Origin of the sequence: Leptolyngbya boryana PCC 6306, assembly GCF_000353285.1 — a bacterium.
GTDB lineage: Bacteria > Cyanobacteriota > Cyanobacteriia > Leptolyngbyales > Leptolyngbyaceae > Leptolyngbya > Leptolyngbya boryana.
The window spans coordinates 2,716,877-2,740,696 of record NZ_KB731324.1; the positions used below are offsets into that span (position 1 = coordinate 2,716,877).

Here is a 23,820-nt window from a genome sequence, read left to right on the forward strand (position 1 = left end):
GCAAACTATCCACTGCCAAATCGATACCCTTTGCCATATACGGTTGTAATTAACGATGTTTCTCCTTTGGCTTCGATCTTTCTGCGGAGCAAACGAATTTGGGCAACTAAAGCGTTGCTGGTTGGTTTCTCGCTGTCACTCCAGAGATGCTGGGAAATCTGTTCGTGGGTGAGAAGTTGATTCGGCTGTCGCATTAAATATGCCAACAGTTGGCTCTCTTTTTCAGAAAGCTCGATCGCTCTGCCATTGCGATAAGCGACTTGATTCTGAGTGTCTAATTCTAAATCGTCTACTTTCAATCGAGGCGTAGCAGTTGGCTCAATATTTGTCGGTCGGCGGAGCAGTGCTCGCACTCGTGCCAGTAATTCTCGCAGTTCAAACGGTTTGACAATGTAATCGTCGGCTCCTGCATCTAATCCTTGAACTCGATCGTCGATCGTATCTTTTGCCGTGAGAAACAAAACCGGAGTCATATCACCTTGCGATCGCAGATTTTGGCAAATCTCCAGTCCAGAATATCCAGGCAACATCCAATCGAGAATCAGCAAATCGTAAACTCCCTGACCCGCCAGTTGCCGACCGTGATCGCCATCATACGCGACATCCACTTCGTAGCCTTCGCGCAGCAGGGAACGGCTTAAGGGGTTTGCCATTTCGATTTCATCATCGACTAACAGAATTTTCATGCAGCTCCCCACTCCCTACTCCCCACCTCAGATGCCCCAACTCAAAACAGATTGCTCTAATATAAGATTCTGACATTCTTGCGGGTTGATTTCATGCTTACCGTCGCGTTGCCGAAAGGCGCACTCCTCAAAGACAGCATTCGATTGTTCAAAGCGATCGGGCTAGATTTTAGCGCATTCCTCGAATCCGGCAATCGACAACTTCAAATTACTGACCCCACAGGCACAGCTAAAGCGCTTTTGGTCAGAAATGGAGATGTGCCTGTTTATGTCGAATACGGGCAGGCGCAACTCGGAATTGTTGGCTATGACGTGCTGAAGGAAAAAGCGCCCAATGTTGCGCATCTGATTGATTTGGGATTTGGCGGCTGCCGAATGTCGGTGGCGGTGAAAGCGGAAAGTCCTTATCGATCGTCGTTAGAATTGCCCCTGCATGGTCGAGTCGCTTCTAAATTTGTCCATTGTGCGCGGGAATATTTTGAGAATTTAGATTTACCTGTTGAAATTGTGCCACTGTACGGATCTGTGGAATTAGGTCCAATTACAGGCATGTCAGAAGCGATCATAGATTTAGTCGCAACCGGAAATACGCTGCGTGAGAATGGCTTAATTGAAATCGATGTCTTATTTCATAGCACGGCTCGTCTGATCGCTCATCCACTCAGCTATCGCCTGGATAGCGATAACATCAGTCAGCATATCCAGAATATTCGTCACCAAATTGCATCTCCTGTATGAATTCTTCTCGCTCTAAAGAGACTGATTGGCGCTTATTTCTGCGTCTCGCTCCGTATGCTCGTCGAAATCTGAAATTATTGCTGTTGTCGATGGTATTTCTTGTGCCATCTGCGATCGCAAGTACTGTGCAGCCGATTCTAATCGGGAAAGCTGTTTCTCTGCTCAAACGAGAACCTTCTGCATTTGATATGCCCTTTGGCTTTTTGCGCGATCTCTCGCTGAGCCAAGGGCTGAATGCACTGGCATTGTTGTTACTGACGACGATCGTATTTCGATTGATTTTCGATGCGTCTCAAGGCTTTCTTGTGCAGAATGTGGGTCAGCGAATTACCGCCAACATTCGCAATGATTTGTTTGATCATGTGACCTCTTTAGCGGTGCGATTTTTCGATCGCACTCCTGTGGGCAAGTTGATCACCCGCTTAACCAGCGATGTCGAAGCGTTGGGCGAAGTATTTTCGACTGGAGCGATCGGGGTTGTCGGTGACTTGTTCACGATGCTGACGATCACGGTGACGATGTTTCTGATTCAGTGGCAGCTTGCGTTACTGCTCATTTTCATGCTGATTCCGGTCACAGGATTGATCGTTTACTTTCAGCAGCAGTATCGCAAATCGAACTATCGCGCCCGCGAGGAACTCTCTGATCTCAACTCGATGCTCCAAGAGAACATTACGGGGATTGGAGTCGTTCAGTTGTTCAGACGAGAGCAGTTTAATAGCCAACTGTTCCGGGAAGTCAATCAGCGCTACATCAAAGAAGTCGATCGCACTATCTTTTTCGATTCTGCGGTATCGGCGACTTTGGAATGGATTTCACTTGTGGCGATCGCAGGTGTGCTCGGTGTTGGGGGATGGCTGGTCACAGGCGGGAATTTGAACTTTGGCGTGTTGTCTACGTTCATCTTGTTTGCTCAACGCTTGTTTGACCCGTTGCGGCAGTTTGCGGAGAAATTTACCGCGATTCAGGCTGGCTTTACCGCAGTCGAGCGAGTCAGCGAAATTCTCAATGAGCCGATCGAGATTCGTGATCCAGCAAATGGTCAGATTCCTCCTTCCTCGCAAGCTGGCGAGATTCGCTTCGAGAATGTCTCGTTTGCTTACAAAGCAGATGAATTCGTTTTACACAATCTCGACTTTACAATTCGTCCGGGTGAACAAGTTGCTTTAGTCGGTCCAACTGGAGCCGGAAAGAGTTCGATCATTCGGTTACTCAGTCGTCTATACGAACCGACGAGCGGCAGAATTCTACTCGATGGGGTGGATATTCGAGACTTGCCTCAAGCCGAACTGCGTCGTCGTATGGCGATTATTTTGCAAGATGGTTTCATCTTTGCTGGCGATGTCAAAAGCAACATTACTTTGGGTGAGTCGTATAGCTTTGAGCAAATTCGCTCTGCTGCTGAACGAACAAATGTCGATCGCTTAATTGAGCAATTGCCGCAAGGCTACAATACTGCGCTGCGAGAACGCGGCACAAACCTTTCTGGTGGACAGAAACAACTGCTAGCTTTTGCGCGCGCAGCGATTCGCGATCCGAAAATTCTGGTTTTAGACGAAGCTACCGCCAGCTTAGATGTGGGCACAGAAGCTTTGATTCAAGAGGCATTAGAACATCTGCTCGAAAATCGGACTGCGATTATTATTGCCCACAGGCTCTCAACGATTCGCAATGTCGATCGTATTCTCGTGCTCAAGCGAGGACAGTTGATCGAATCTGGAACCCACGAGGAACTGCTGAATCTCGGCGGACTCTACGCCAGTCTCTATCATTTGCAAATGCTTGAGAGTTAGTATTCCTCTTTTTTAGAACAGCAACAGTTTTAGCGGAGAACATGGTTAGCTCTGCTAGAACTGCTGCACGATCGCTTTTTTCCAAAAAGGGTTTACAAACCGAAATTTATGGGGCAGAATTTATAACAAGCGTTCGATATAAATCCATGACTCAGTTTCCATCAAGGTTCCTCTTACGGTTAGACGATAGAATATATCGATCATTCGATATCCCAATTCGCCTGTATGCCGAAAATTGTTGACCACGATCGCTATCGCAAGGAACTGATTTTTAAATCGTTTGATCTGTTTGCTGAGAAAGGATACGCCGCGATTACGATGCGGCAGATTGCCCAAGGCTTAGGAGTTTCGACTGGAACGCTGTATCACTACTTTCCGAGTAAGGAGGCATTGTTTGAGCAATTAATCCAAGAACTGACTGAGGTGGATATTCTCAATTTTTCGACTCGATTAAAAGGCAAAAACCTAGTCGAACAGACTCAAGCAGGTTTTGCACTGTTTGAGGAGCATCGAGACTACTTTCTGAAACAGACATTGCTGATGACAGATTTTTACCAACATCAGAAACGAGAGGGAAAAGAAGTCAGTGAAGTCTTCAGAAGAATCTGTGATCAAGCTGAAAAAACGATGTCTGCAATGCTTGGAATTGATGATCCACAGATTCTGATTTTTATGATGAGCTTAGTCGATGGATTATTGCTCCAAGACCTTTACGGGCATCGCAAGATTGATTACCAAGCTCAAGCAAAATTACTTGCTGAAATGCTAACGCTGTACTTAGAGAAACACAAACCGAAAACATCATGAGTCTGGATCTCTTTCTGAAACCGAAAAATCGTCTCTGGAGCGGCATTGCGATCGCAACCTTGATCACAGGTGGAACATCGTTTTATGTCGTCTCTCAATTCAGTCCTAAGCCTGCGATACAATCTGCTGAAACTGCTCCGACTGTGACCCGAATTGCTGCGTTGGGACGACTAGAACCTGGCTCTGAAGTGATTCGATTGTCGGCTCCGATCTCGTTAGATGGCGATCGCATCTCGGAGCTACTCGTGAAGCAAGGCGACCGTGTTCAGAAAGGTCAAGTAATCGCTGTTTTAGACTCGCGGGATCGATTGCAGGATGCACTCTTACAAGCTCGCGAACAAGTTCAAGTCGCACAGGCGAAACTTGCTCAAGTTCGAGCAGGCGCAAAGACTGGAGAGATTGAAGCGCAGCAAGCAACGATTGAACGACTCCAAGCCGATCGACAAGGTGAAATCGCAGCTCAGACCGCAGAAATTAATCGCTGGCAATCTGAGGTGAGGACAGCTCAAGCAGAATTCGATCGCTTTAATTCACTCTACAAGCAAGGTGCGATCGCAGCTTCTAACTTAGATAGTAAACGCCTTGCACTCGATACTGCTCAATCGCAACTCAGACAAGCTCAAGTCAAACAGAATCAAACTGCGAATTCGCTCGAAGCACAGTTAAGTGAAGCAAGAGCAACGTTGAATCGGATTGCAGAAGTTCGTCCGGTCGATGTTCAGACAGTTGCAACTGAAGTGAATAGCGCGATCGCTGCTGTCAAACGGGCTGAAACTGAACTCGAACAAGCTTACATTCGCGCACCGATGGCAGGACAGATTCTCAAAATTCATACTCGTGCAGGTGAAAAAATTAGCGAATCTGGGATTGCAGATTTAGCTCAGAATGATCAAATGGTGGCTGTAGCTGAAGTGTATCAAAGTGACATTGCCAATGTGAAAGTTGGACAGACTGCGATGATTACTGGACAAGCGTTTGAAGGAGAGCTACAGGGAACAGTTTCAGAGATTGGATTGCAGGTGAATCAGCAGCAAGTCTTTAGTAACCAGCCAGGAGAAAACCTCGATCGCCGAGTGATTGATGTGAAAATTCGCCTAAATCCAGTAGCAAGCCGAAAAGTTTCCAGCCTGACGAATTTACAAGTTCAGACTTCGATTCTGCTGAACTAATGGATAACGAACGTTCGATTTAAGGAGTGAGAGATGGACATTGTTAAACTAAAGCCTTCAGATTTTGCGATCGCATCGGATCAGCTTTCAGCAGCATTTAATCAAGATCCGCTCATCGGTTACTTCTTACCCGAAGAAGCATCTGCTAGGTTAAATGCCCTCAAGCACATGGCTCGCGCTTTGTTGAACTATGGTCAGCCTTACAATCAAATTTATACAACTGCTGAAACGCCAAAAGGGGCTGCAGTTTGGCTGCCCCCAGAAGCTTCTCAGTTTACTTTGTCGAAGGGGTGGCAGGCAGTGGTATCAGGATTGATCACTGTTCCGTTCTATATCCGTTGGGATCGAATTGGGGATTTACTTTCTTTTGTGGGAACAGAGATCCAATTACAGACCAAGAATGCTTCAGAGCCACACTGGCACTTAACTCTGCTCGGAGTATCGCCAGCATATCAGGGGCAAGGAATTGGTGGAAAGCTACTCCAACCCGTACTTCAAGAAGCCGATCGTACAAAATTGCCTTGCTATTTGGAAACTTCGACAACAGGCGCAGTGCGATTCTATCAGCGGCATGGATTTGAGATTGTTCATCAGGGAACCTTTGCGGGTCGTGAATACTGGGCAATGAAACGTAGCCCACAAGGAGGCTAGAGCGATGGACATGATCAAACTTTACTTCGAGGAGATTGGGCGAATTCCGCGTCTGACTCCAGCACAAGAAATCGAACTCGGTCGGCAGGTTCAACGCCTACAAAAGCTCTATGAGATTCGACAGCCGACGCTTGAACAATGGCAACAAGCAGCAAACCTATCCTCTGAGGAGTTACAACGTGAGATTGCGCTTGGAGAACGAGCAAAGCGCAAAATGATCGAAGCGAATCTACGCTTAGTGGTTTCAATTGCGCAGCAATATCAGAACCGGAATCTAGAGCTTTCAGATTTGATCCAGGAGGGAAATCTCGGCTTACAGCGCAGTGTCGAGAAGTTTGATCCCGCGAAAGGCTATCGATTTTCGACCTATGCGTATTGGTGGATTCGCCAAGCGATGAGTCGAGCGATCGCACTCAAAAGCCGTTCAATTCGGATTCCAACTCACCTAAGCGAGAAGCTGAATCTGATTCGTAAAACTCAAAGATCGCTTTCACAGACTCTAGGTAGAACTGCAACCATTCCAGAAATTGCTCAGGCGCTTTCTTTTACTCCAACAGAGATTCGAGATGCGTTGCTTGCCGTGCGAAGATCGATGTCTTTGGATGTGCCAATCGGACAGGATCAGGAGACAAAGCTAGGTGAGCTATTGCCCGATGCAGGAGAAATGCCAGAGGAGAGCGTAACGAGATCGTTGCTTCGAGAAGATTTGCTCAATTTAATCGGGTTGCTACCGTCTAATCAGCGTCAGGTACTGACCTTGAGATTTGGATTAGAAGATGGGGAAGCTCTGAGTTTATCTCAAGCGAGCCGGAAGATGAATTGTAGTCGAGAAACGGTTCGCTTGTTAGAGAAAGCAGCAATGAAGACTTTGCAGCAGTATAAGGTGCGATTGCAGGAATATGTTGCGGTCTAAAAGTTCAACGTGAATTCAAATCTGGAGTATTTCTGATGCAATTTCTAGGGATTGGAGTTTTCATCTGGTTGACTGCCACGATCGCGTTTCGTCTAATCGGTCAATTTCTACTCGATCCGACGAATCTTGTACTCTCGATCGGTTTATTTCTCGCTACCAGTCTAGTAATGCTGATTGTTGTTACTAGCGTTTATCTCTGGCAGCAAGTCAAATCCATTGATCGACCGAAAACTGCATTGCTGATTGCTCTACCGGGAATGCTACTAGATGTTGGAAGTATTTTATGGTTTCCAACGGTCTTCCCAAACATTGATCCAAATGCAAACATTCTATTTGCAGGACTGATGCTATGGGGATATACATCCATTCTAGTTACTGGTTTTTTACCTGAGCAATGAACAGCAAATTTCTTTTAGTCTGGGGACGTTTTTTGCGCTTGAAGCTTTCGCCGTGGTTGACTTTGATGCGATCGAGTTACCGAGCAATTCGAGGCTGCCCCCGAGGACAATCCCGCTGGATGATGGCGATCGCAAAACTCAATCTACTCCCTATCTATGATTTGCTGGACGATTTGATTCGTTATCCACCGTACTAAGGAAGCTTGATATGGCTCGTAAAACACCGCTGGCATGGTTCCAGTTGATGAAAGAGAAAGCCCGCTTAGTCGTCGCGATCGCGGGAATCGGGTTTGCTGACATGCTGATGTTTATGCAACTCGGCTTTCAAGATTCGCTCTACGATAGCGCTACTGTGCCGCATCGCATGTTGCAAGCAGATTTGGTGATCATTGATCCAAGATTCAAGAGCTTAGCAGCATTTACACCTTTTTCTCGCGAACGCCTTTATCAGACGAAAAGTAGCGATCGCGTTCAATCAGTGAGTTCTATCCGAATTGCGATGGGACAGTGGAAAAATCCTGAAACTCGCTTAACTCGAAGCATTCTCATTTGGGGAATTGAACCGGATGCGCCGAGTTTTAAGCTCTCCGGATTGCAAGAGAATTTAGAACCGCTGAAGTTACTCAACAATGTGGTCTTTGATCGAGTGGGTCGTCCTGAATTTGGCGCGATCGCAGATACGTTTCAAAAACAAGGTAGTGTCTCAACGGAATTGAATCAACAATTGATCAATGTCAGTGGACTGGTCACGATGGGCGCATCTTTTACTGCTGATGGCAATGTGTTCATGAGCGATTCAACTTTCTTGAGACTGTACCGCGATCGCCAAGCAAGCGACATCGACATTGGGCTGATTCAACTCAAACCGAACTCAGATGTCAAAGCCGTTCAAGCTCAACTCAGTGCAAGTCTGCCAGATGTAAAAGTTCTCACGCCTGAAGAGTTTGCAGGCATTGAACGCAATTACTGGGAAAGCCAAGGAACAATTGGCTTTATTTTTGGAATTGGTGTGATTGTTGGATTCATTGTTGGCACTGTGATTGTTTATCAGATTCTCTACACAGATGTTGCAAATCACCTGCCTGAGTATGCCACGTTAAAAGCAATGGGATATAGCGATCGCTTTCTTCTGAATATTCTGCTGCAAGAAGCTCTAATTTTAGCAGTTCTTGGCTTTATTCCAGGCTTTGCGGTTGCAGTTGGACTTTATCAAATTACTTATGCTGCAACGTTGTTACCGATCGCAATGACAGCAAATCGAGCCATTACGGTCTTTGTTCTAACTGTTGTGATGTGCTCGATTTCGGGCGCGATCGCCATGCGAAAACTTCAAGCTGCTGATCCTGCGGATATTTTCTAATGATGCAACCTATTATTTCTGTTCAAAATCTCAACCATTACTTTGGTCAAGGTCAATTGAGAAAACAAGTCTTATTCGATGTCAGTCTGAATATTCATGCAGGCGAGATCGTGATTATGACGGGACCTTCTGGCTCTGGGAAAACAACGCTACTAACGCTCTTAGGTGGATTGCGATCGGCTCAGGAAGGAAGCTTAACGATTCTGGATCAAGAAATTCGAGGCGCGACCAAGCAACACCTGACCCAACTTCGTAAAAATATCGGCTATATCTTCCAGGCACACAATTTAATGACATTCTTAACCGCAAAGCAGAATGTCAGAATGTCGCTGGAACTGCACGCTCGCTATCTCAATCAAGATCTAGATGCAATGGCAGTGTCAATGCTCGAAGCTGTTGGACTTGGGCATCGAGCAGATTACTATCCAGATGGACTCTCTGGAGGTCAGAAACAGCGAGTTGCGATCGCGCGAGCTTTAATTAGTCACCCTAAAATTGTTCTCGCAGACGAACCGACTGCTGCACTCGATAAACAATCGGGTCGAGATGTCGTTGAACTCATGCAGAAGCTCGCAAAAGAGCAGCATTGCACGATTTTATTAGTAACCCATGACAATCGGATTTTAGATATCGCGGATCGCATTGTTTATATGGAAGACGGGCGATTGGTCAGTGATGGAAAAAGTGCGATCGCTGCCGTAAAGTAACGTCAAGTGCGATCGCACCCCAACGGATCAAGTATCTTATGACTTTGGTGGTCCGGCGGTCACAATGATCAATTGCTCTGGTCGAATCAGTTCTTGAGCAGCCTGATTGACCTGAGCTTGCGTCACCGATTCGATTTGATTCGGAAATTGACGCAACTCAGCCGGGTTTAAGCCATAAGTCTCATTCATCAAAATTTCACTGGCAAGCTGATCCGGATTCGCTAAATCAACCGGATAGCTACTGGTGATCGATCGCTGAGCAGTCAATACCTCAACTGTACTGACTCCCTTTTCTCGAACTTGCTCTAAGAGCTTCACCGTACTTGCGATCGCTTTATCTGCATCTTCTGGAGCAGTCTGCATCGAAATCACAAATGGACCCGGACGATTTCCAGCTTGGAAGTAACTGTAAATTCCATAAGTTAATCCTTGTCGATCGCGCACCTCAGCCCCTAAACGGCTCGATAGCGTATCGCCTCCTAGTACCTGATTCACAATCGAGGCATTGTAGAATCGTGCATCTCGTCGATCGATTCCGGCTGATCCAATCAGCGTGACAGATTGTGTCTTACCCGGAATCGGCGCATAACGGCGCACGACAGAGCTAGGAGTAGGCAAGGGTGGATAGGTCAAAGCTGGTGCGGCTCCAGAAGCTTTCCATCCGCCCAGTTCTTTCTCAACTAGGGTTTTCACATCCGCGAGATCGAAGTCACCCACTAAAGACAGAATCATTCGATCGGGTCGATAGTGTGTTTGGTAGAAGTTCAAGACATCTTGGCGCTGAATTGCTTTTAGACTCGTTTCGGTTGGGAAACTGTGGAACGGATGATTTTCGGGATAGACTGTCTGCTGAAAGACGCGACGAGCTAGAACTGCTGGATTGTCCAGTTGCACTTTGAGCGCCGAGAGCGCGCGATTTCGAGCCAGTTCAAGTTCTCGATCGGGAAATGTTGCATTTTGGGCAACGTCTGCCAACGTTTGAACTAAAACCGGGAGATGTTCGCTGAGTGCGCTTGCGTTGACTAACACACTCTCACGATTGGTTTCAATTCCAAGCTCAATGCCTCGATCTTCTAGCGTTTTCGCTAACGTTAGCGCATCTTTGGTCTGGGTTCCATTCGTTAAGTTATCAGCAGTCAGCTTAGCGATTCCCGCTTTTGCACTTGAGTCAAATTCGGAACCTGCTTGCATAGAAGCAGCGAGCGAAACGGTTGGAGTACTGCTATCTCGCATCAAGAGCACGCGCAATCCATTCGGCAAGACATAGCGTTCTGGTAGCGCTTGCGTGGTGCGATCACTCTTTTGCACGGCAGGCAAATACTTGGCAACTTGAGCCGGATCAACAGGCGCACCTAGGTTAAATTTCTCAGTCGTCTGACCTGAATTCACTGCATTTCCTGCTTTTGCATCAATCGTTGTCGGTTGGAAAAAGCCAATCGTCGATTTTTCAGGGGCGAAATATGTTTTAGCAACACGTTGCAGATCAGCTGCAGATACACGATCGACGGCGGCTAAAAAGCGATCGGTATATTTGTAATCGCCTGTCGTCGTCTGATCATCCCCAAGCTGAAAGGCTTGGCGAGTAATATCGCGATTTTTGAGCAGAATTGAAGACTTTAACTGCGTCTTAGCGCGGGTCAGTTCTTCTTGGGTGACTCCTTGCGATCGCACATTAGATAGTACTTTCTCGATCGCGGCGCTGATTTTATTCAAATCTTGATCCGGCGCAGCAGTTGCAGAAAGGTCGTACCATCCCCCCGAAATCATATTCGCTGGATAACCGCTAAACCCGCTGACCAAGCCCGTTTCAACCAATGCCTGATACAGTCGAGAACTCCGACCCTGAGTCAAGACTAAATCCAACACATGCAATGCAGGTACATCGGGATGGGTTGCTTTGGGTAAAGGATAGACTGAGTTCAACAAGGGCGCGCTACCCGGTTCGCGAAGCACAATCGGTTGGGCTGGTTTTACAGGTTTTGCAACAGGCTGAACAGGTTGCTGAACAGGTTGCTTTTCTTTTTTCGGAACTTTGCCAAAGGAGTCTTTGACCGCTTGCAAAGTCGGCTCTGTTTTGAAGTCCCCGACAATGATTACAGTTGCATTCTCAGGGCTGTAGTAATTGCTGTAGTAGCTACGAACTTGTTCGATGCTAAACTTTTCGACATCTGCTTTTGTACCACCCACAGGTAGTCCATAAGGAGAATTTGGGAAAGCAGCCCGCATCACCGCTCGACTTAATCGATAGTTCGGGCTATTCTCGTTACCTTGCAATTCTGAAATGACCACTCGCTTTTCACTGGTCAGCGAATCTGCGGTGATCAAAGCATTCTGCATCCGGTCAGCTTCGAGCACTAGCAGCGATCGCAATTTGTCCCGCTCAACGGTTCCGAAATATGCAGTCTGATCGTAGCTCGTAAACGCATTCGATTGACTGCCCAAGGCATTGAACAGGCGACCGAATTGAATTGGTCGCTCGCTCGTTCCTTTAAACATCAAATGTTCTAATTGATGTGCAATCCCATTTACACCTGTTGCTTCATCTCGTGAGCCAATGCGATACCAAACTTGCACGGTTACCACTGGAGCCGTCGGAACTTCTTTCATCAACACGGTCAAGCCATTGTCGAGGACTGTCTTACGAACTTCATCGGTCGTCGTCATGGCAACGATCGCAGGAGAACTCGCCCACGCCTCTAATTTGCCAAAGTAGACTGAATTAGAAAGCAGAACGATGCCGAGGCAAAGTGTAAACAGCCCACTAAAAAGGCGATGATGTCGAAAGAATTTCAGAAAAGACATAAGTTAATGAGTAAAGCGCCGACAGAAAAAATTCGGCTTGTGAAATTTAGACCTGATCTGACCAGGTAAGTTCCACTTACTTTAGCGTGTCTTTATTTAGATCGACTGATGCAATTTGTGAATGGCGATCGTGTTCTGGCTTACATTTGGGAGATACATAGTTTAGGGTAGGATGAAATGATGTCTACCAAACTTATTTCTGGAGTGTCGCATGTCTATGACTTGACGGCTCCGACTTCCCATCCCGAAACGCTAGTTTTTATTCACGGCTGGATGCTCAGCCGAAATTATTGGCAACCCTTGATTGATCAACTGTCAGTCGATTATCAATGTCTGTCTTATGATTTGCGGGGTTTCGGTGAGTCTCAGCCTGGTCGAGATCGCGTCATCTTGCCAGAGGCTCAATCGTCTGGAAACCTGGCTGTTGCAGTACAGGCGAGGGTGACCCAATACAGCCTCTTATCGTATGCCAGAGATCTGGGCATGTTGCTCAGAGAGCTGCAGATTTCCAAGGCATGGTTGATCGGGCATTCGTTAGGAGGATGTGTGGCACTGTGGGCAGCGGATCAAATGCCGGAACAGGTTCAAGGCGTGATTTGCTTGAATTCAGGGGGCGGAATTTATTTGAAAGAAGCCTTTGAGCGGTTTCGATCCGCCGGGCAGCAAATGGTCAAATTTCGTCCAAAATGGTTGCCACAGTTACCGGGATTAGATTTAGTATTCACGCGCGCAAATGTGGTGCAGGCGATTGATCGATCGTGGGGTCGCCAGCGGTTGATTGATTTTGTCAAGGCTGATCCAGACGCTGCTGTTGGCACGTTGCTCGATTCGACGACAGAAGCCGAGGTGCATCGATTGCCGCAAGTTGTAGCACGCTTATCACAGCCTGTCTATTTTGTGGCAGGGACGAAGGATACGGTGATGGAGCCGAAATATGTTCGTCATCTTGCTAGTTTTCATCCGCGATTTGGCAGCGATGCGGACAATGTGCTAGAGATTGCCGATTGTGGACATTTATCGATGTTGGAAAAAACGGATGTTGTCGAGGCTCATATTCGTCGTATTTTGCGATCGTAAGTTCAACCAAGCAGAAATAGTTCTCAACTGTCTGCTCAAGGCTCAGATTCTCGCAAGCTAGGCGAAATGGGCAACGTTTATTCTTTGATCAAAGTGATAGTAGCTGCGATTCTTGTGATATATTGCTCCGCGGTGGGAGTGATTTTGTTACGAAGAATTTAAGTAAAAGCTACGTGAGCAAGATGCAAAGATCCGAAGAAAAAGCCCTGACTCGAATTCAAAAAGTAATCAAAAACACTGCTTTAGCTGTCAGTATTAGTCTGGGAGTCTGGAGCCAGTCTGAAGTTGCCACTGCCCAAACTTCGTTGTCCGATGCGCCATTAAATTTTGCGGTGCGATCAACTTCTAGATTCTGCCGAAGCAATTTAGAATCTGCGATCGACGCTATTGTGAAAAATCCAAGATTTCGCAATGCTCGCTGGGGCATTCTGATTAAGCCGATCGAAACGCCTGCAATTCTCTACCAGTACAATCCGAATAGTTCACTTATTCCTGCCTCGAATGTCAAATTGCTGACGACCGCTGCCGCGCTGAAAATTGCTAGCACCAACAATCCTCAAACGATACCGTCTTTTAGTAACTGGGTGACTGAGGTCAATCGCTATAGCGATAACAATCGAGCAGATGCGCTGCGCCGTCGTATTGGAGGACAAGCTGCCATCAGAAATGCATTAGAACTGCTAGGAGTGAATGCCCAGAGCTATGCGCAAGTTGATGGTTCGGGACTCTCTCGCAATAATCGGGCAACGCCATCTGCTCTTGTTGCCCTCTTGGAAGGGATGTTTACGAATGATTCAAGTGGACTATTTTATCGATCTTTAGCCGTTGCCGGAGTGAATGGAACACTCCAAAATCGCTTTCGCAATACTCCTGTTCAAGGTCAATTTCATGGCAAGACTGGAACCTTGCGGGGAGTCAGGGCATTGTCTGGATATTTAGACAACCCGAACTATGGCACGATCGCGCTGAGTATTGTGGTCAATCAACCTGGGCAGTCAGGACAAGTCCTCGTCCAAGCAATCGACCAAATCGTGCTGAAAACGGCTCAAGTCGATCGCTGTGATTAGCCTGCGAATTCCGTGCTGAGGTGTATTGTGTGAGATCCTATTGATCAGGTGCTCGCACAAACTTCTCTTAAACTATGCCGCATACGATCGCTAAAATCTTGAAATTCTCCTTGATTGTTCTCCTCATTGCTGGAATGATTTGGGGAATCAATCAAATTGGTGTCGATCAACTCCGAACAGAAGTTCAACGCTTTGGCGTATGGAGTCCGATTGTTTTACTCGGACTGCGATTTGTCAGTATCGTGATTCCGATTCTTCCAGGGACGTTGTATGCGCTGCTCGCTGGCGGTCTGTTTGGATTTGGAGTGGGGTTAGCGACGATCTTTGTCGCCGATCTCCTTGCTTGTGTAATGAATTTTTACCTAGCACGTCGCTATGGTCGATCTCTTGTCCAAAAGCTGGTGGGCGCAAAATTTATGGAGCGCGTCGATCGGTTTAGCCAAAAGCATCTAGAGAAGAATTTCTTCTTAGCCACGGGCTTTATGATGGGCGGTGGTTTTGATTTTGTCGCGTATGGGATTGGCTTAACTCAGATGCGATGGAAAAAATTCCTAGCATCTTTGGGGCTGAGCTTGATTGTTGCCAAGCCTCCAACAGTTGCTTTGGGTGCAGGATTATTTGATGGCGGTCAAGCAGTAATCGGCATCGCAGTTATCAGTTGCTTTGCACTCGCGGTCGTCACTGCACTTTTGAATCGGCAAGCAGACAGTTCATCGGCAGAATAAAGACGTTGAATGATGAACATGGTGAAAAATCGAATATCTCAATCTTTGACGAATCAACAAGTTGAAGCACTACTATCAGACTCTAACTATAACCAGAATGTGGAACTCAGTGAGCGTTATGGTGGCGAAGTTTATCAATTGCAAGATAAACGAATTTTAGCAATTACAAATGGAGTATGCCGTAGTCGAATCTACCCTTCAATTGACATTTTTACTACTTCTCTAATCGATTTAGAAAGTGAGTGGCAAGGTGATGAAAAAAAGCCAGCCTTTCTGCCCCTTAAGAAGGCTCGTAAACTTCTAGAACGCAACTCAGGATGGAGCCAGAATCAAGATTTAGAAGAGCAGGCTAGAATAAAATTCTCTGAAATTTATGAACATGATGATGGGCAAATTCTTACATTTCCTAGTGCACAAATTCTTAAGCAACCGTTCTCCAAACTGAAGGGAGCACTGCTGTATTCCTCTTTAGAATGCTACCAAGCACAGTACGAATTCCGGTCTAAACATATGCTTGCAGGTCTACTGCCACAGCAAAACAAATTCATTGAAGCTATTCCTAAACTTTGTACTAAACTCGGCACTCAGCTAGCAATTCCAGAGCAATATCTCGATAAGAGCGAAGCAAGTCTTAAGCACGTTGAATGGGCAATCAAACGGCATGGTAAGCGGAATTGCTTAAACTCTGAAGTTTTTCCATCTCTTCTTGCGTACATTGGAGAAGTTATCTGTCATGAAACCCATATAAGTTGGAAAATGAACCTACGAGAGGGGGAAATCTGGGAACCCTGGCTAGTTGCTTCTGATGGTTGTAAGTATGAGTTTTTTGTGGATTTGTACAAACAATTAGACAGTGAAGCTCTGCAAATCCGCACAACTGTAGAATGTCTTATTGATGCAATTAGAAGCAATAGTCGTTTTGACAACTTAGACTACCCATCTGATGATTACCAATTTCTTGATGGTGATGACGATGATTTAGGCATTGGTCTAGATTAACGATAAGAAAAGAACTCCAGGCTTGATTAAAACTTGGAGTTCTGTAGCTGCTCGAAACTTTAAAGATTCAGGTCAGGAGAATAGGGTGAAGATCTGAAATGATAGTTGCTACTCCCCACTCCCCACCCCGCAACATGAATGCGATCGACGATTACTCATCCGACTCAAAATGCGAGTCCAAGAAATTCAACGCATGATTCCGCAGTTCATAGTAAGCAGGAGAATTGCGAATCTTCGCTCGATCGCGGGGATGCTCAAACGGGACTTCTAGAATCTCTCCGATCGTAGCTTCAGGCCCATTCGTCATCAGCACAATGCGATCGCTCATATAAATCGCCTCATCGACATCATGCGTAATCATCATCACGGCTTGCCGATGCTGCTCCCAAATTTCTAGTACCTGTCGCTGTAATTTACTCTTGGTCAACGCATCCAAGGCTCCAAACGGCTCATCCATCAGCAGCATTTTTGGGCGGATTGCTAATGCTCTCGCAATTCCAACTCGCTGCTTCATGCCGCCTGAAATCTCATCCGGATACTTATCAGCCGCAGCATTGAGATTCACCATGGCAATGTGTTCATTGACAACCTGTTTTTTCTCAGCCGCAGACAAGCCTCTCGACACTTCATCGACAGCTAAGCGAATGTTCTGGCGCACCGTGAGCCAAGGCAGCAATGAATAGTTCTGAAACACCATCATTCTTTCTGCTCCGGGTTTGCGAATTTCTCGCCCTTCGAGTAAAACGGAACCTGAAGTCGATCGCTCTAGTCCCGCCACAATTTTTAGCAACGTAGACTTCCCACAGCCCGAATGCCCAATAATCGAGATATATTCGCGCTCCCCGATCGTTAAATTGACATCTTTGAGAATCACAGTTTCGCGATCGCCGTTTTTATACGATTTAGAAAGCTGCTGAATTTCAAGAAATGCTGGTGCATATGACATCCCAAACTCAGGCTTTGGCGCATTGAGCATGTTGAATTTTGTCATGAAGAACTCCTTCTAAAATACTCGTTAACTACGAAAAATAAACCTAGGAAAAATAGACTTTTGTAGCTTGACTCGCCCGAATCTCGAAACTGTTGAGATACCCGACTGGATCGCTTGGGTCAAACGCTTTCTTGTCGATAAATGCTGCTGATGGCTCAACTTTGTAATCCTCAGTTGGACAAGCAATTCCCAACTCTGCTGCGACTTCGCGATAAATATCGGTGCGCCAAGATTTTGCTGCAATTTGATCCGCATCTTTCGGAATTTCTTTGATTTGTCCCCATCTCGCTGCTTGGGTCATCAGCCATAAACTGCGCGATTGCCACATAAATGTAGAATGCTCATCTTTGACGTGAGGCACATCTTTCGGCATGTCGAAGAACATGGTTGTCGAATCTGATTTCACGGTTCGATTTTTGCCATCAAATCCGCCGTAGTTGTAGTCTCCGACGATCGCTGGTCGAGTAAATTTCACATTTGCTCCGGTATACGATCGCGCTGAAATAATCTGAGCGACTTCTTCTCGATTTTGATCACAGTAGCGACAGGCTTCGATCATCGCTTTGAGTAATGCCCGATAAGTTTTGGGATTCTCATCAATAAAAGATTGCATGACCGCAAGTAAGCGATCGGGATGTCCATTCCAAATCTCTCGTCCTTGAGCAAAAGTAAACCCGATGCCTTCATTCCCTGAAATTGCCCGTGTATTCCAGGGTTCAGCGACCATGTAACCTTGCATTGCGCCAATCCGCACATTCGTCACCATCTGGGGCGGGGGCACAATAATCACTCGAAACTCTTTGAGTGGATTGACTCCTGCTGCTGCAGCAACGTAGCGCACAAAGTACTCGTAGATTGAAGAACTGAGGACGACTGCCCAGACTCGTTGCTCTGAAGGTAAGTTATCAAAGTACTGTCGAAAGTCTTGCCCAAATGTGTCTAAGTTGCCGTTGTATGCTGACCAAGGACGCAATCCTGACTCCCACATTGCGCGATTCATCGTCATCGCATTTCCGTGATGATGAATGGTCATGCCAGCACACATCGGAGCATGGCGCGCGCCTTCTGCTCCAACTCGCGCATTTGTAACTGCTCCGGCAACGACGGGAGCCGCATCTAAGCGACCGAAGATTAAGCCATCTCGTGAGGTCGCCCAACTGGCTTCACGGCTCAATTGTACATTCAAGCCATATTTGCGAAAAAAACCTTTTTCCCAAGCGATCGCAAATGGTGCACAGTCATTGACTGGAACATAGCCGAGCGTCAAATTCGGTTTTTCTAACTCGCTCGATTGAATCACAGGAGTAACTGACATTGCAGCCTCAGAGAGTCCTTGGGGTGCACGACTGGCATTGATCGCACATGAAGGCAGTGAAGCTGCCACAGTCGAGGTTCCCGCGCCGATTAAAAATGCTCGTCTTGTCCAATTTCTCATGCTCTACTCTCTGCATTCGGAGGATGTTCAGTTGAATGTCGGGTTCGGTTTAATGGTGCTACAGTAACTTCGGCTTTAGCGTCTAAAGCTCCTAGAATCAGGGACTTTAAGTTTTGAAACCTCTAAATTTTCAAGATCTGCTAAGCCTACAAATTGCTATCAATCGTTCCTGATAGCACGCAATTCTCTAGAGAGTTTCTCGAAGCTAAACCGATCGCCGACGATGTGTTACTAGAGCTTCAAGCTGGGCTAATCCAAAATCTAATAGCAATCCTGTTAAGCCAATGACAAACACGGCTAAAAACACAGAGCTAAGATTCAATCGACTCCATTCATCCCACACAAAGAATCCGATTCCCACTCCGCCAGTTAGCATTTCGACTGCCACAATCACCAGCCAAGCAATTCCCAGGCTAATTCTCAAACCTGTAAAAATGTACGGCAAGCTAGCAGGGAGCACAATCTTCAGAATCCGCCGCCACTGCGGCATTTCTAACACTCGCGACACATCAATATAATCTTTTGGGACACTCGATACGCCCAACGCAGTGTTGATAATCGTTGCCCAAAGTGAAGTAATGAAGATCACGAAAATTGCTGAAGGATCAGCCAGATTGAAAATAGAAAGCGCGATCGGTAACCAAGCCAGCGGTGAAACAGGCTTAAAAATCTGAATGACTGGATTAAGCGCCATCATTGCTTTTTCAGACATGCCAATCAAAAAGCCGACTGGAATCGCAACCAATGCCCCCAAGGTAAATCCAATCAATACTCGTCGCAAACTCGCAAGTAAGAGCCATCCTAATCCCAAGTCTCCGGGACCTCGACGATAAAACGGATGCAGAATGTAATCCAAATTCGCAACCAATGCTTCAGGAGGCGTTGGAATCAATTCAGGTTTGGCAAGTGCGATCGCCCACCACAGCACAATCACACCTAGAAAACCTAGGAACGGTAAAAAGACACGATCGCGACTAATAACTGGACGAACCCGCCGCCCCATCGCTTGAGAAACAACAGCAAACATTGCTGCCAAATTGATTTGCAGGATCATAAGTTTAGATTCTCCAGAGCCAAACTCTCGAATGCTGACGAAGTTAGCTGACGGGCGAGGGCTGCGAGATGCCCCCCATTGGGTTACTTAGAAATAACTAAGCTCACAACAGTAAGCCCCGAATAAACTGGTTCCTCCGCTTCAGAGATTACTCTCTGAATTAAGCTGACCGACTCGAATAGGAGATACTTTACCATCGAAGTATCAAAATGAACAATCTTTCTTTAGAAGTATTTCATGATCCTCTCACAACAGAATGCATAAAAATTCTCAATCGATTGGATAGTTTATCGATCGAACACTGTGCCCCTCTCCGATCTCTAGAACTAAATCTGCCTGCTTTAGTAGGGGCGGAATGAATAATTCAGGGTGTAAGGCTTGCCAAAAGTACTCGACAAATTCATCGATTTCAGCATCACTCATTCCAGCTTTACCTTGAGCAATCATTTTATGCTCAGCTTCTTTCCGCCATTGTTTGCTCAGTTGATACTCTGGAACATAGAGAATCACGAAGCGATCGAGTAATTCCCACAACGGTACATAGCTCTGTAATTGCTGATTCATGGCTTGTGCGAATTGCTGATCTGCAACGATCTCGAACTCAGAAACAATCGGGCGTACGCCCACAAACCATCCCTCAAAGAGAATAATATCTGCCTGTGTAATGAGTTCTGGCTCACTGCGATCGCCTTCGCCTCCATGAGCCGATTTATCAAATCTGGGCAGTGAGATCGGAAACTCTCCCCGCTGAAACTGCTGTAAAACCTCAATGCCTAATTGCACATCATGCGTTCCAGGTGGTCCTCGACGAATCATTCGCGGATCACGAGTTCGCAACCGAACTCGATCGACATACGGCGAATACAAATCATCAAGTGACCAACTCACAGTCGAGTAGCCGAGCTTGTTGAGAAGCAGCGCAAGGACTTTAGTTAAGGTGGTTTTTCCAGTGCCTTGCCCACCTAGAAAAGCCTGAATGAGAACACGAGATTGAGCGTTGCGCCAATGTGCAATCTGAAAGGCTAAAGGTACCCAGATCTTCTTAATGGTGTCAGGGTCGGGCACAATTTCGAGTTCGTTGCAGAGTTCTACGATCGCAGCTTCGTGGATTTTAAGAAACTCGGATCGATTCCTTTCAGACTCATAATCAATATCCATAGAATCAAGTCTTTATCCGTCGCAATTCTATTATTGAATCAAAAAAACCGGGAGAATCTATCCCCCGGTCTATAACCCCTGAAATCAAACCCTAGCTCGTGCAGCGATTATTTAGCAGCAGCTTTTTGTACTTCGCTCTTTCTCGCCTTGAACTGAGTTGCCAGATTTTCTAGTTCAGAACTGCTGAAGTTATCGCGCAATGCTGCAAAGAACGTGCTTTCTTCTTGACGAACGTGATCCATGATCTCATCCATCAACTTGTTCAATGCAGACATGAACTGATCCGACATCATGTCCATTTTTTCCATCGCTTCAAGTGCGGGGAACCAGGAATTTTGCTCATCGTAAAGTTCTTGCAAGTCGCTTTCAGCATACTTACCTCGAACTGCGGGATAAGCAATTTCGTTTTCAGCGATCGCATGAGCGCGTAAGTCACTCGCCAACTGAGTGAAGAACTCTTTGCGCTTCATTTGATCTTGCGTTCCTTTGATTTCAGCAAACAGAACATTCACTTTTTGGTGATCCATCCGAATCACATCTTGAATGTTCATATCAGACTTGCCACTCGCTTGCGTGACAACACTACCTGCTACACCAGACAGTGCCGCAACCGCATCTTGAACCCGGCTCCACAGTCCTTGGTCTGCATCCATTCCGGTCAATTCGCGCACGCCCAACGTTTCGAGAACGCCTTTGAGTTGCTCTTGGTGAGCACGGTTTTCAAAGTTGACAGTATTTAGTGGAGTAATCGCCGCTTCGATATCTGCACCCACGCGCTGAGCAGCTTTGTGAATCGTGATTCCGGTCATCACTTGCTGATGCTTCATCAATTCATGTTGAAACACCTTTTCATACATGGTCAATTCGGAACCAGACATCATCTGATCCATCTTGCTGACGAATTCGCTAATCGTCTGCTTCGGTTCAGATGGCACACCATATTGAACAATCACAGTGTCCAAGATTCCCAGATTCTTCTGGTCATCTTTCAGCATCTCTTGAAAGCGCTTGGCAATCTCAGAATCTGTCGTTGCTGAAATAAATTTCTGTTCATTAGAGATGATTAATTCTTGAACAGCTTTCATATCCGCAAGCTTCATCGCGATCGCTTTGCGTTTCGTGTCGTCTACTGTTGTAACCATAATGAGTGTTCTCCAAATTTGCTCTTATTGAGATTTCGGTATTCGTTCCAGCTTTGAGCTTCGCACAGGCATCTAGAAACAACATCATTCCCGTGGTTGACTAAAATGTTGGGTAAATCACCTTCGGGATCAGACTCTAGATACACGTAGAATCTAAAATTTCGTCTTTAGATAGTTGCCTTTTGCTCAGTTGTGCTAGACGCTTTTGAATAAGAATAAAAAATGGGATGCTTAGGCGAATCGTGCCGCTAGGACTGTTCGCACATCACGTGAGAGAAATGCTAGGAGCAAGTATCGATGTCTACTTATGATGTGGTCATAATTGGTGCAGGTCACAATGGATTAGTCTGTGCTGCCTACCTACTCAAAGCTGGGTACAAAGTGCTTTTGCTAGAAAAGCGATCGGTTCCAGGTGGAGCCGCGACAACCGAAGAACTTCTACCCGAAGAAGCACCTGGATTTCGCTTTAATCGATGTGCGATCGATCATGAATTTATCCATCTTGGTCCAGTGGTCGAAGAACTGGAGCTAGAAAAATACGGGTTGAAGTATCTTTACTGTGATCCGGTTGTCTTCTGTCCGCACCCGGATGGCACTTACTTTCTGGCGCATCAATCTGTTGAAAAAACTTGTGCTGGCATTGCTCAATATAGTGAGCGAGATGCGAGAAAGTATGCAGAGTTTGTGGATCTGTGGCAGCGCACGATCAACGCCATGATTCCCATGTTTAATGCTCCTCCTAAGTCAATTATTGATATTGCTGGAAACTATGATCTTAAGAAGATCAAAGATTTCCTCTCGGTGGTTGGTTCGACGAACAAAGCGCTCGATTTTGTGCGAACCATGCTTTCGAGTGCTGAAGATATTTTGCATGAGTACTTCGACACGGAAACCGTCAAAGCCCCTCTAGCTCGATTAGCAGCAGAAATGAGTGTGCCACCTTCTCAGAAGAATTTAGCGATCGGGGCAATGATGATGGCAATGCGGCATCATCCAGGGATGGCACGCCCGCAAGGTGGAACAGGTGCGCTGACTGCCGCCTTAGTAAAATTAGTACAAGCTTTGGGAGGAGAAATTCTTACGGATCAATCCGTGAAGCAAATTCTGATTGATGACGGAAAAGCAGTGGGTGTCAGAGTTGCAACAGGTCAAGAATATCGTGCGACTCGTGGCGTAGTTTCTAACATTGATGCGAGACGAGTATTTTTGCAGCTTGTTGATCCAAGCGATGTGGATTCAGCCGATGAGCATTTGCGAGAAAGGCTCGATCGTAGAATCGTGAACAATAATGAAACGATTCTAAAAATCGATCTGGCAATGTCTGAGCCCTTAAAATTTATTCATCACGATCACAAAGATGAGTATCTCATTGGTTCAGTGCTGATTGCGGATTCGGTTAAGCATGTAGAAATTGCTCATCACGATTCTTCGATCGGCAAAATTCCCGATGCTGATCCCTCGATGTACATTGTTCAACCGACGATGCTCGATCCGACGATGGCTCCTGAAGGTGGTCATACGGTGTGGATTGAATTCTTCGCGCCTTATTACGTTGAGAATGCTGAAGGAACAGGCTTGAATGGCACAGGCTGGACAGATGAATTGAAAAATAAAGTTGCCGATCGTGTCGTCGATAAGCTGGCTGACTATGCGCCTAATGTGAAAACAGCTACGATCGCACGTGCGGTTGAAAGTCCTGCCGAATTAGGGGAACGGCTTGGCTCGTACAAAGGTAATTACTATCACATTGATATGACCTTAGAGCAGATGGTGTTTTTCCGACCTTTGCCAGAGATTGCGAATTATAAAACCCCGATCGAGAATCTTTATCTCACAGGAGCAGGAACGCATCCGGGTGGGTCAATTTCGGGAATGCCGGGGCGGAATTGTGCGCGAGTGTTTCTCCATGCTCAGCAACCGTTTTTGCAGACGTTTCGGGATGCAGGCAGTTCGATCAAGTCTGTGTTTGATGGGTTGTTTCAGAAATAATCGCGATCGATGGTTTGATCATCATGGTTTTGACCATCGTGTGGTTGATTTGACAAAACAATCATCGTGCTGGTTACTGACAAATCAATTGAGCTTTGCTGCGTTGCTATCTCGCCCCGGATTAAAATCGCGGGGCTAACCGTGCGAACTCCCTGAAGG

General features: G+C 46.3%; 22 protein-coding genes and 1 riboswitch. Of the genes, 15 read left to right on the forward strand and 7 right to left on the reverse strand.

The window, feature by feature from the left end:
* Window positions 1-5: 5 nt before the first annotated feature.
* Window positions 6-686 (reverse strand): two-component system response regulator RppA, encoded by a 681-nt coding sequence (rppA, locus tag LEPBO_RS0113650; protein WP_017288135.1) that lies wholly within the window; start codon window positions 684-686, stop codon window positions 6-8.
* Between the two features lie 93 nt (window positions 687-779).
* Here rppA and hisG point away from each other — a divergent pair, with 93 nt between their 5' ends.
* The 10 genes from hisG (at window position 780) to LEPBO_RS37055 (ending at window position 9,222) form a co-directional block, all read left to right on the forward strand.
* On the forward strand, window positions 780-1,424 hold the full coding sequence (gene hisG, locus LEPBO_RS0113655; protein WP_017288136.1) for an ATP phosphoribosyltransferase: 645 nt from the start codon (window positions 780-782) through the stop codon (window positions 1,422-1,424).
* Window positions 1,421-3,217, forward strand: a complete 1,797-nt coding sequence (locus LEPBO_RS0113660; protein WP_017288137.1) for an ABC transporter ATP-binding protein — start codon at window positions 1,421-1,423, stop codon at window positions 3,215-3,217. The genes hisG and LEPBO_RS0113660 overlap by 4 nt, the downstream gene beginning before the upstream one ends.
* Window positions 3,218-3,442: 225 nt before the next feature.
* Window positions 3,443-4,024, forward strand: a complete 582-nt coding sequence (locus LEPBO_RS0113665) for a TetR/AcrR family transcriptional regulator (RefSeq protein WP_017288138.1) — start codon at window positions 3,443-3,445, stop codon at window positions 4,022-4,024.
* Complete coding sequence (locus LEPBO_RS0113670) at window positions 4,021-5,193, forward strand: ABC exporter membrane fusion protein (protein WP_017288139.1); 1,173 nt, start codon at window positions 4,021-4,023, stop codon at window positions 5,191-5,193. Before LEPBO_RS0113665 ends, LEPBO_RS0113670 begins: the two co-directional genes overlap by 4 nt.
* Window positions 5,194-5,226: 33 nt before the next feature.
* Window positions 5,227-5,844 (forward strand): GNAT family N-acetyltransferase, encoded by a 618-nt coding sequence (locus LEPBO_RS0113675; RefSeq protein WP_017288140.1) that lies wholly within the window; start codon window positions 5,227-5,229, stop codon window positions 5,842-5,844.
* A 4-nt stretch (window positions 5,845-5,848) separates the two neighbouring features.
* Window positions 5,849-6,757: a sigma-70 family RNA polymerase sigma factor gene (locus tag LEPBO_RS0113680; protein WP_017288141.1), complete on the forward strand. Its 909-nt coding sequence runs from the start codon at window positions 5,849-5,851 to the stop codon at window positions 6,755-6,757.
* Window positions 6,758-6,792: 35 nt separating this feature from the next.
* Window positions 6,793-7,155, forward strand: a complete 363-nt coding sequence (locus LEPBO_RS0113685) for a DUF5367 family protein (protein ID WP_017288142.1) — start codon at window positions 6,793-6,795, stop codon at window positions 7,153-7,155.
* Window positions 7,152-7,352 (forward strand): hypothetical protein, encoded by a 201-nt coding sequence (locus LEPBO_RS0113690; protein WP_017288143.1) that lies wholly within the window; start codon window positions 7,152-7,154, stop codon window positions 7,350-7,352. The genes LEPBO_RS0113685 and LEPBO_RS0113690 overlap by 4 nt, the downstream gene beginning before the upstream one ends.
* A gap of 11 nt (window positions 7,353-7,363) precedes the next feature.
* Window positions 7,364-8,515 (forward strand): ABC transporter permease DevC, encoded by a 1,152-nt coding sequence (devC, locus tag LEPBO_RS0113695; RefSeq protein ID WP_017288144.1) that lies wholly within the window; start codon window positions 7,364-7,366, stop codon window positions 8,513-8,515.
* The gene (locus LEPBO_RS37055; protein ID WP_017288145.1) at window positions 8,515-9,222 is read left to right on the forward strand and encodes a DevA family ABC transporter ATP-binding protein; all 708 of its coding nucleotides are present in this window, start codon (window positions 8,515-8,517) and stop codon (window positions 9,220-9,222) included. The genes devC and LEPBO_RS37055 overlap by 1 nt, the downstream gene beginning before the upstream one ends.
* 36 nt (window positions 9,223-9,258) lie before the next feature.
* Here LEPBO_RS37055 and LEPBO_RS0113705 read toward each other — a convergent pair whose 3' ends face one another.
* Window positions 9,259-12,024 carry a M16 family metallopeptidase gene (locus tag LEPBO_RS0113705; RefSeq protein WP_017288146.1) on the reverse strand — a complete coding sequence of 922 codons (2,766 nt, stop codon included), beginning with the start codon at window positions 12,022-12,024 and terminating at the stop codon, window positions 9,259-9,261.
* A gap of 177 nt (window positions 12,025-12,201) precedes the next feature.
* Between LEPBO_RS0113705 and LEPBO_RS0113710 the strand changes: the two genes are divergently transcribed.
* From LEPBO_RS0113710 to LEPBO_RS0113725, 4 genes are all read left to right on the forward strand, one after another.
* The gene (locus tag LEPBO_RS0113710) at window positions 12,202-13,101 is read left to right on the forward strand and encodes an alpha/beta fold hydrolase (protein ID WP_317135182.1); all 900 of its coding nucleotides are present in this window, start codon (window positions 12,202-12,204) and stop codon (window positions 13,099-13,101) included.
* Window positions 13,102-13,283: 182 nt separating this feature from the next.
* Window positions 13,284-14,168 (forward strand): D-alanyl-D-alanine carboxypeptidase, encoded by an 885-nt coding sequence (locus LEPBO_RS0113715; protein WP_017288148.1) that lies wholly within the window; start codon window positions 13,284-13,286, stop codon window positions 14,166-14,168.
* 74 nt (window positions 14,169-14,242) lie between these two features.
* Window positions 14,243-14,893 (forward strand): TVP38/TMEM64 family protein, encoded by a 651-nt coding sequence (locus LEPBO_RS0113720; protein ID WP_017288149.1) that lies wholly within the window; start codon window positions 14,243-14,245, stop codon window positions 14,891-14,893.
* Window positions 14,894-14,911: 18 nt separating this feature from the next.
* Complete coding sequence (locus LEPBO_RS0113725) at window positions 14,912-15,892, forward strand: hypothetical protein (protein WP_026148628.1); 981 nt, start codon at window positions 14,912-14,914, stop codon at window positions 15,890-15,892.
* Between the two features lie 151 nt (window positions 15,893-16,043).
* On the opposite strand, the gene LEPBO_RS0113730 is transcribed toward LEPBO_RS0113725, so the two are convergent.
* From LEPBO_RS0113730 to LEPBO_RS0113750, 5 genes are all read right to left on the reverse strand, one after another.
* Window positions 16,044-16,883 carry an ABC transporter ATP-binding protein gene (locus LEPBO_RS0113730; RefSeq protein WP_017288151.1) on the reverse strand — a complete coding sequence of 280 codons (840 nt, stop codon included), beginning with the start codon at window positions 16,881-16,883 and terminating at the stop codon, window positions 16,044-16,046.
* Window positions 16,884-16,926: 43 nt separating this feature from the next.
* Complete coding sequence (locus LEPBO_RS0113735) at window positions 16,927-18,318, reverse strand: ABC transporter substrate-binding protein (protein ID WP_017288152.1); 1,392 nt, start codon at window positions 18,316-18,318, stop codon at window positions 16,927-16,929.
* Between the two features lie 205 nt (window positions 18,319-18,523).
* Window positions 18,524-19,372, reverse strand: a complete 849-nt coding sequence (gene ntrB / locus LEPBO_RS0113740) for a nitrate ABC transporter permease (RefSeq protein WP_017288153.1) — start codon at window positions 19,370-19,372, stop codon at window positions 18,524-18,526.
* Window positions 19,373-19,389: 17 nt separating this feature from the next.
* Window positions 19,390-19,549: riboswitch (cyclic di-AMP (ydaO/yuaA leader) on the reverse strand.
* Window positions 19,550-19,642: 93 nt separating this feature from the next.
* On the reverse strand, window positions 19,643-20,530 hold the full coding sequence (locus tag LEPBO_RS0113745) for a hypothetical protein (protein ID WP_017288154.1): 888 nt from the start codon (window positions 20,528-20,530) through the stop codon (window positions 19,643-19,645).
* Window positions 20,531-20,637: 107 nt separating this feature from the next.
* The gene (locus LEPBO_RS0113750) at window positions 20,638-21,672 is read right to left on the reverse strand and encodes a hemerythrin domain-containing protein (RefSeq protein WP_017288155.1); all 1,035 of its coding nucleotides are present in this window, start codon (window positions 21,670-21,672) and stop codon (window positions 20,638-20,640) included.
* A gap of 297 nt (window positions 21,673-21,969) precedes the next feature.
* Here LEPBO_RS0113750 and crtO point away from each other — a divergent pair, with 297 nt between their 5' ends.
* A complete protein-coding gene (crtO, locus tag LEPBO_RS0113755) occupies window positions 21,970-23,661 on the forward strand; it encodes a beta-carotene ketolase CrtO (protein ID WP_017288156.1) in 1,692 nt (563 codons plus the stop codon).
* Window positions 23,662-23,820: the final 159 nt, after the last annotated feature.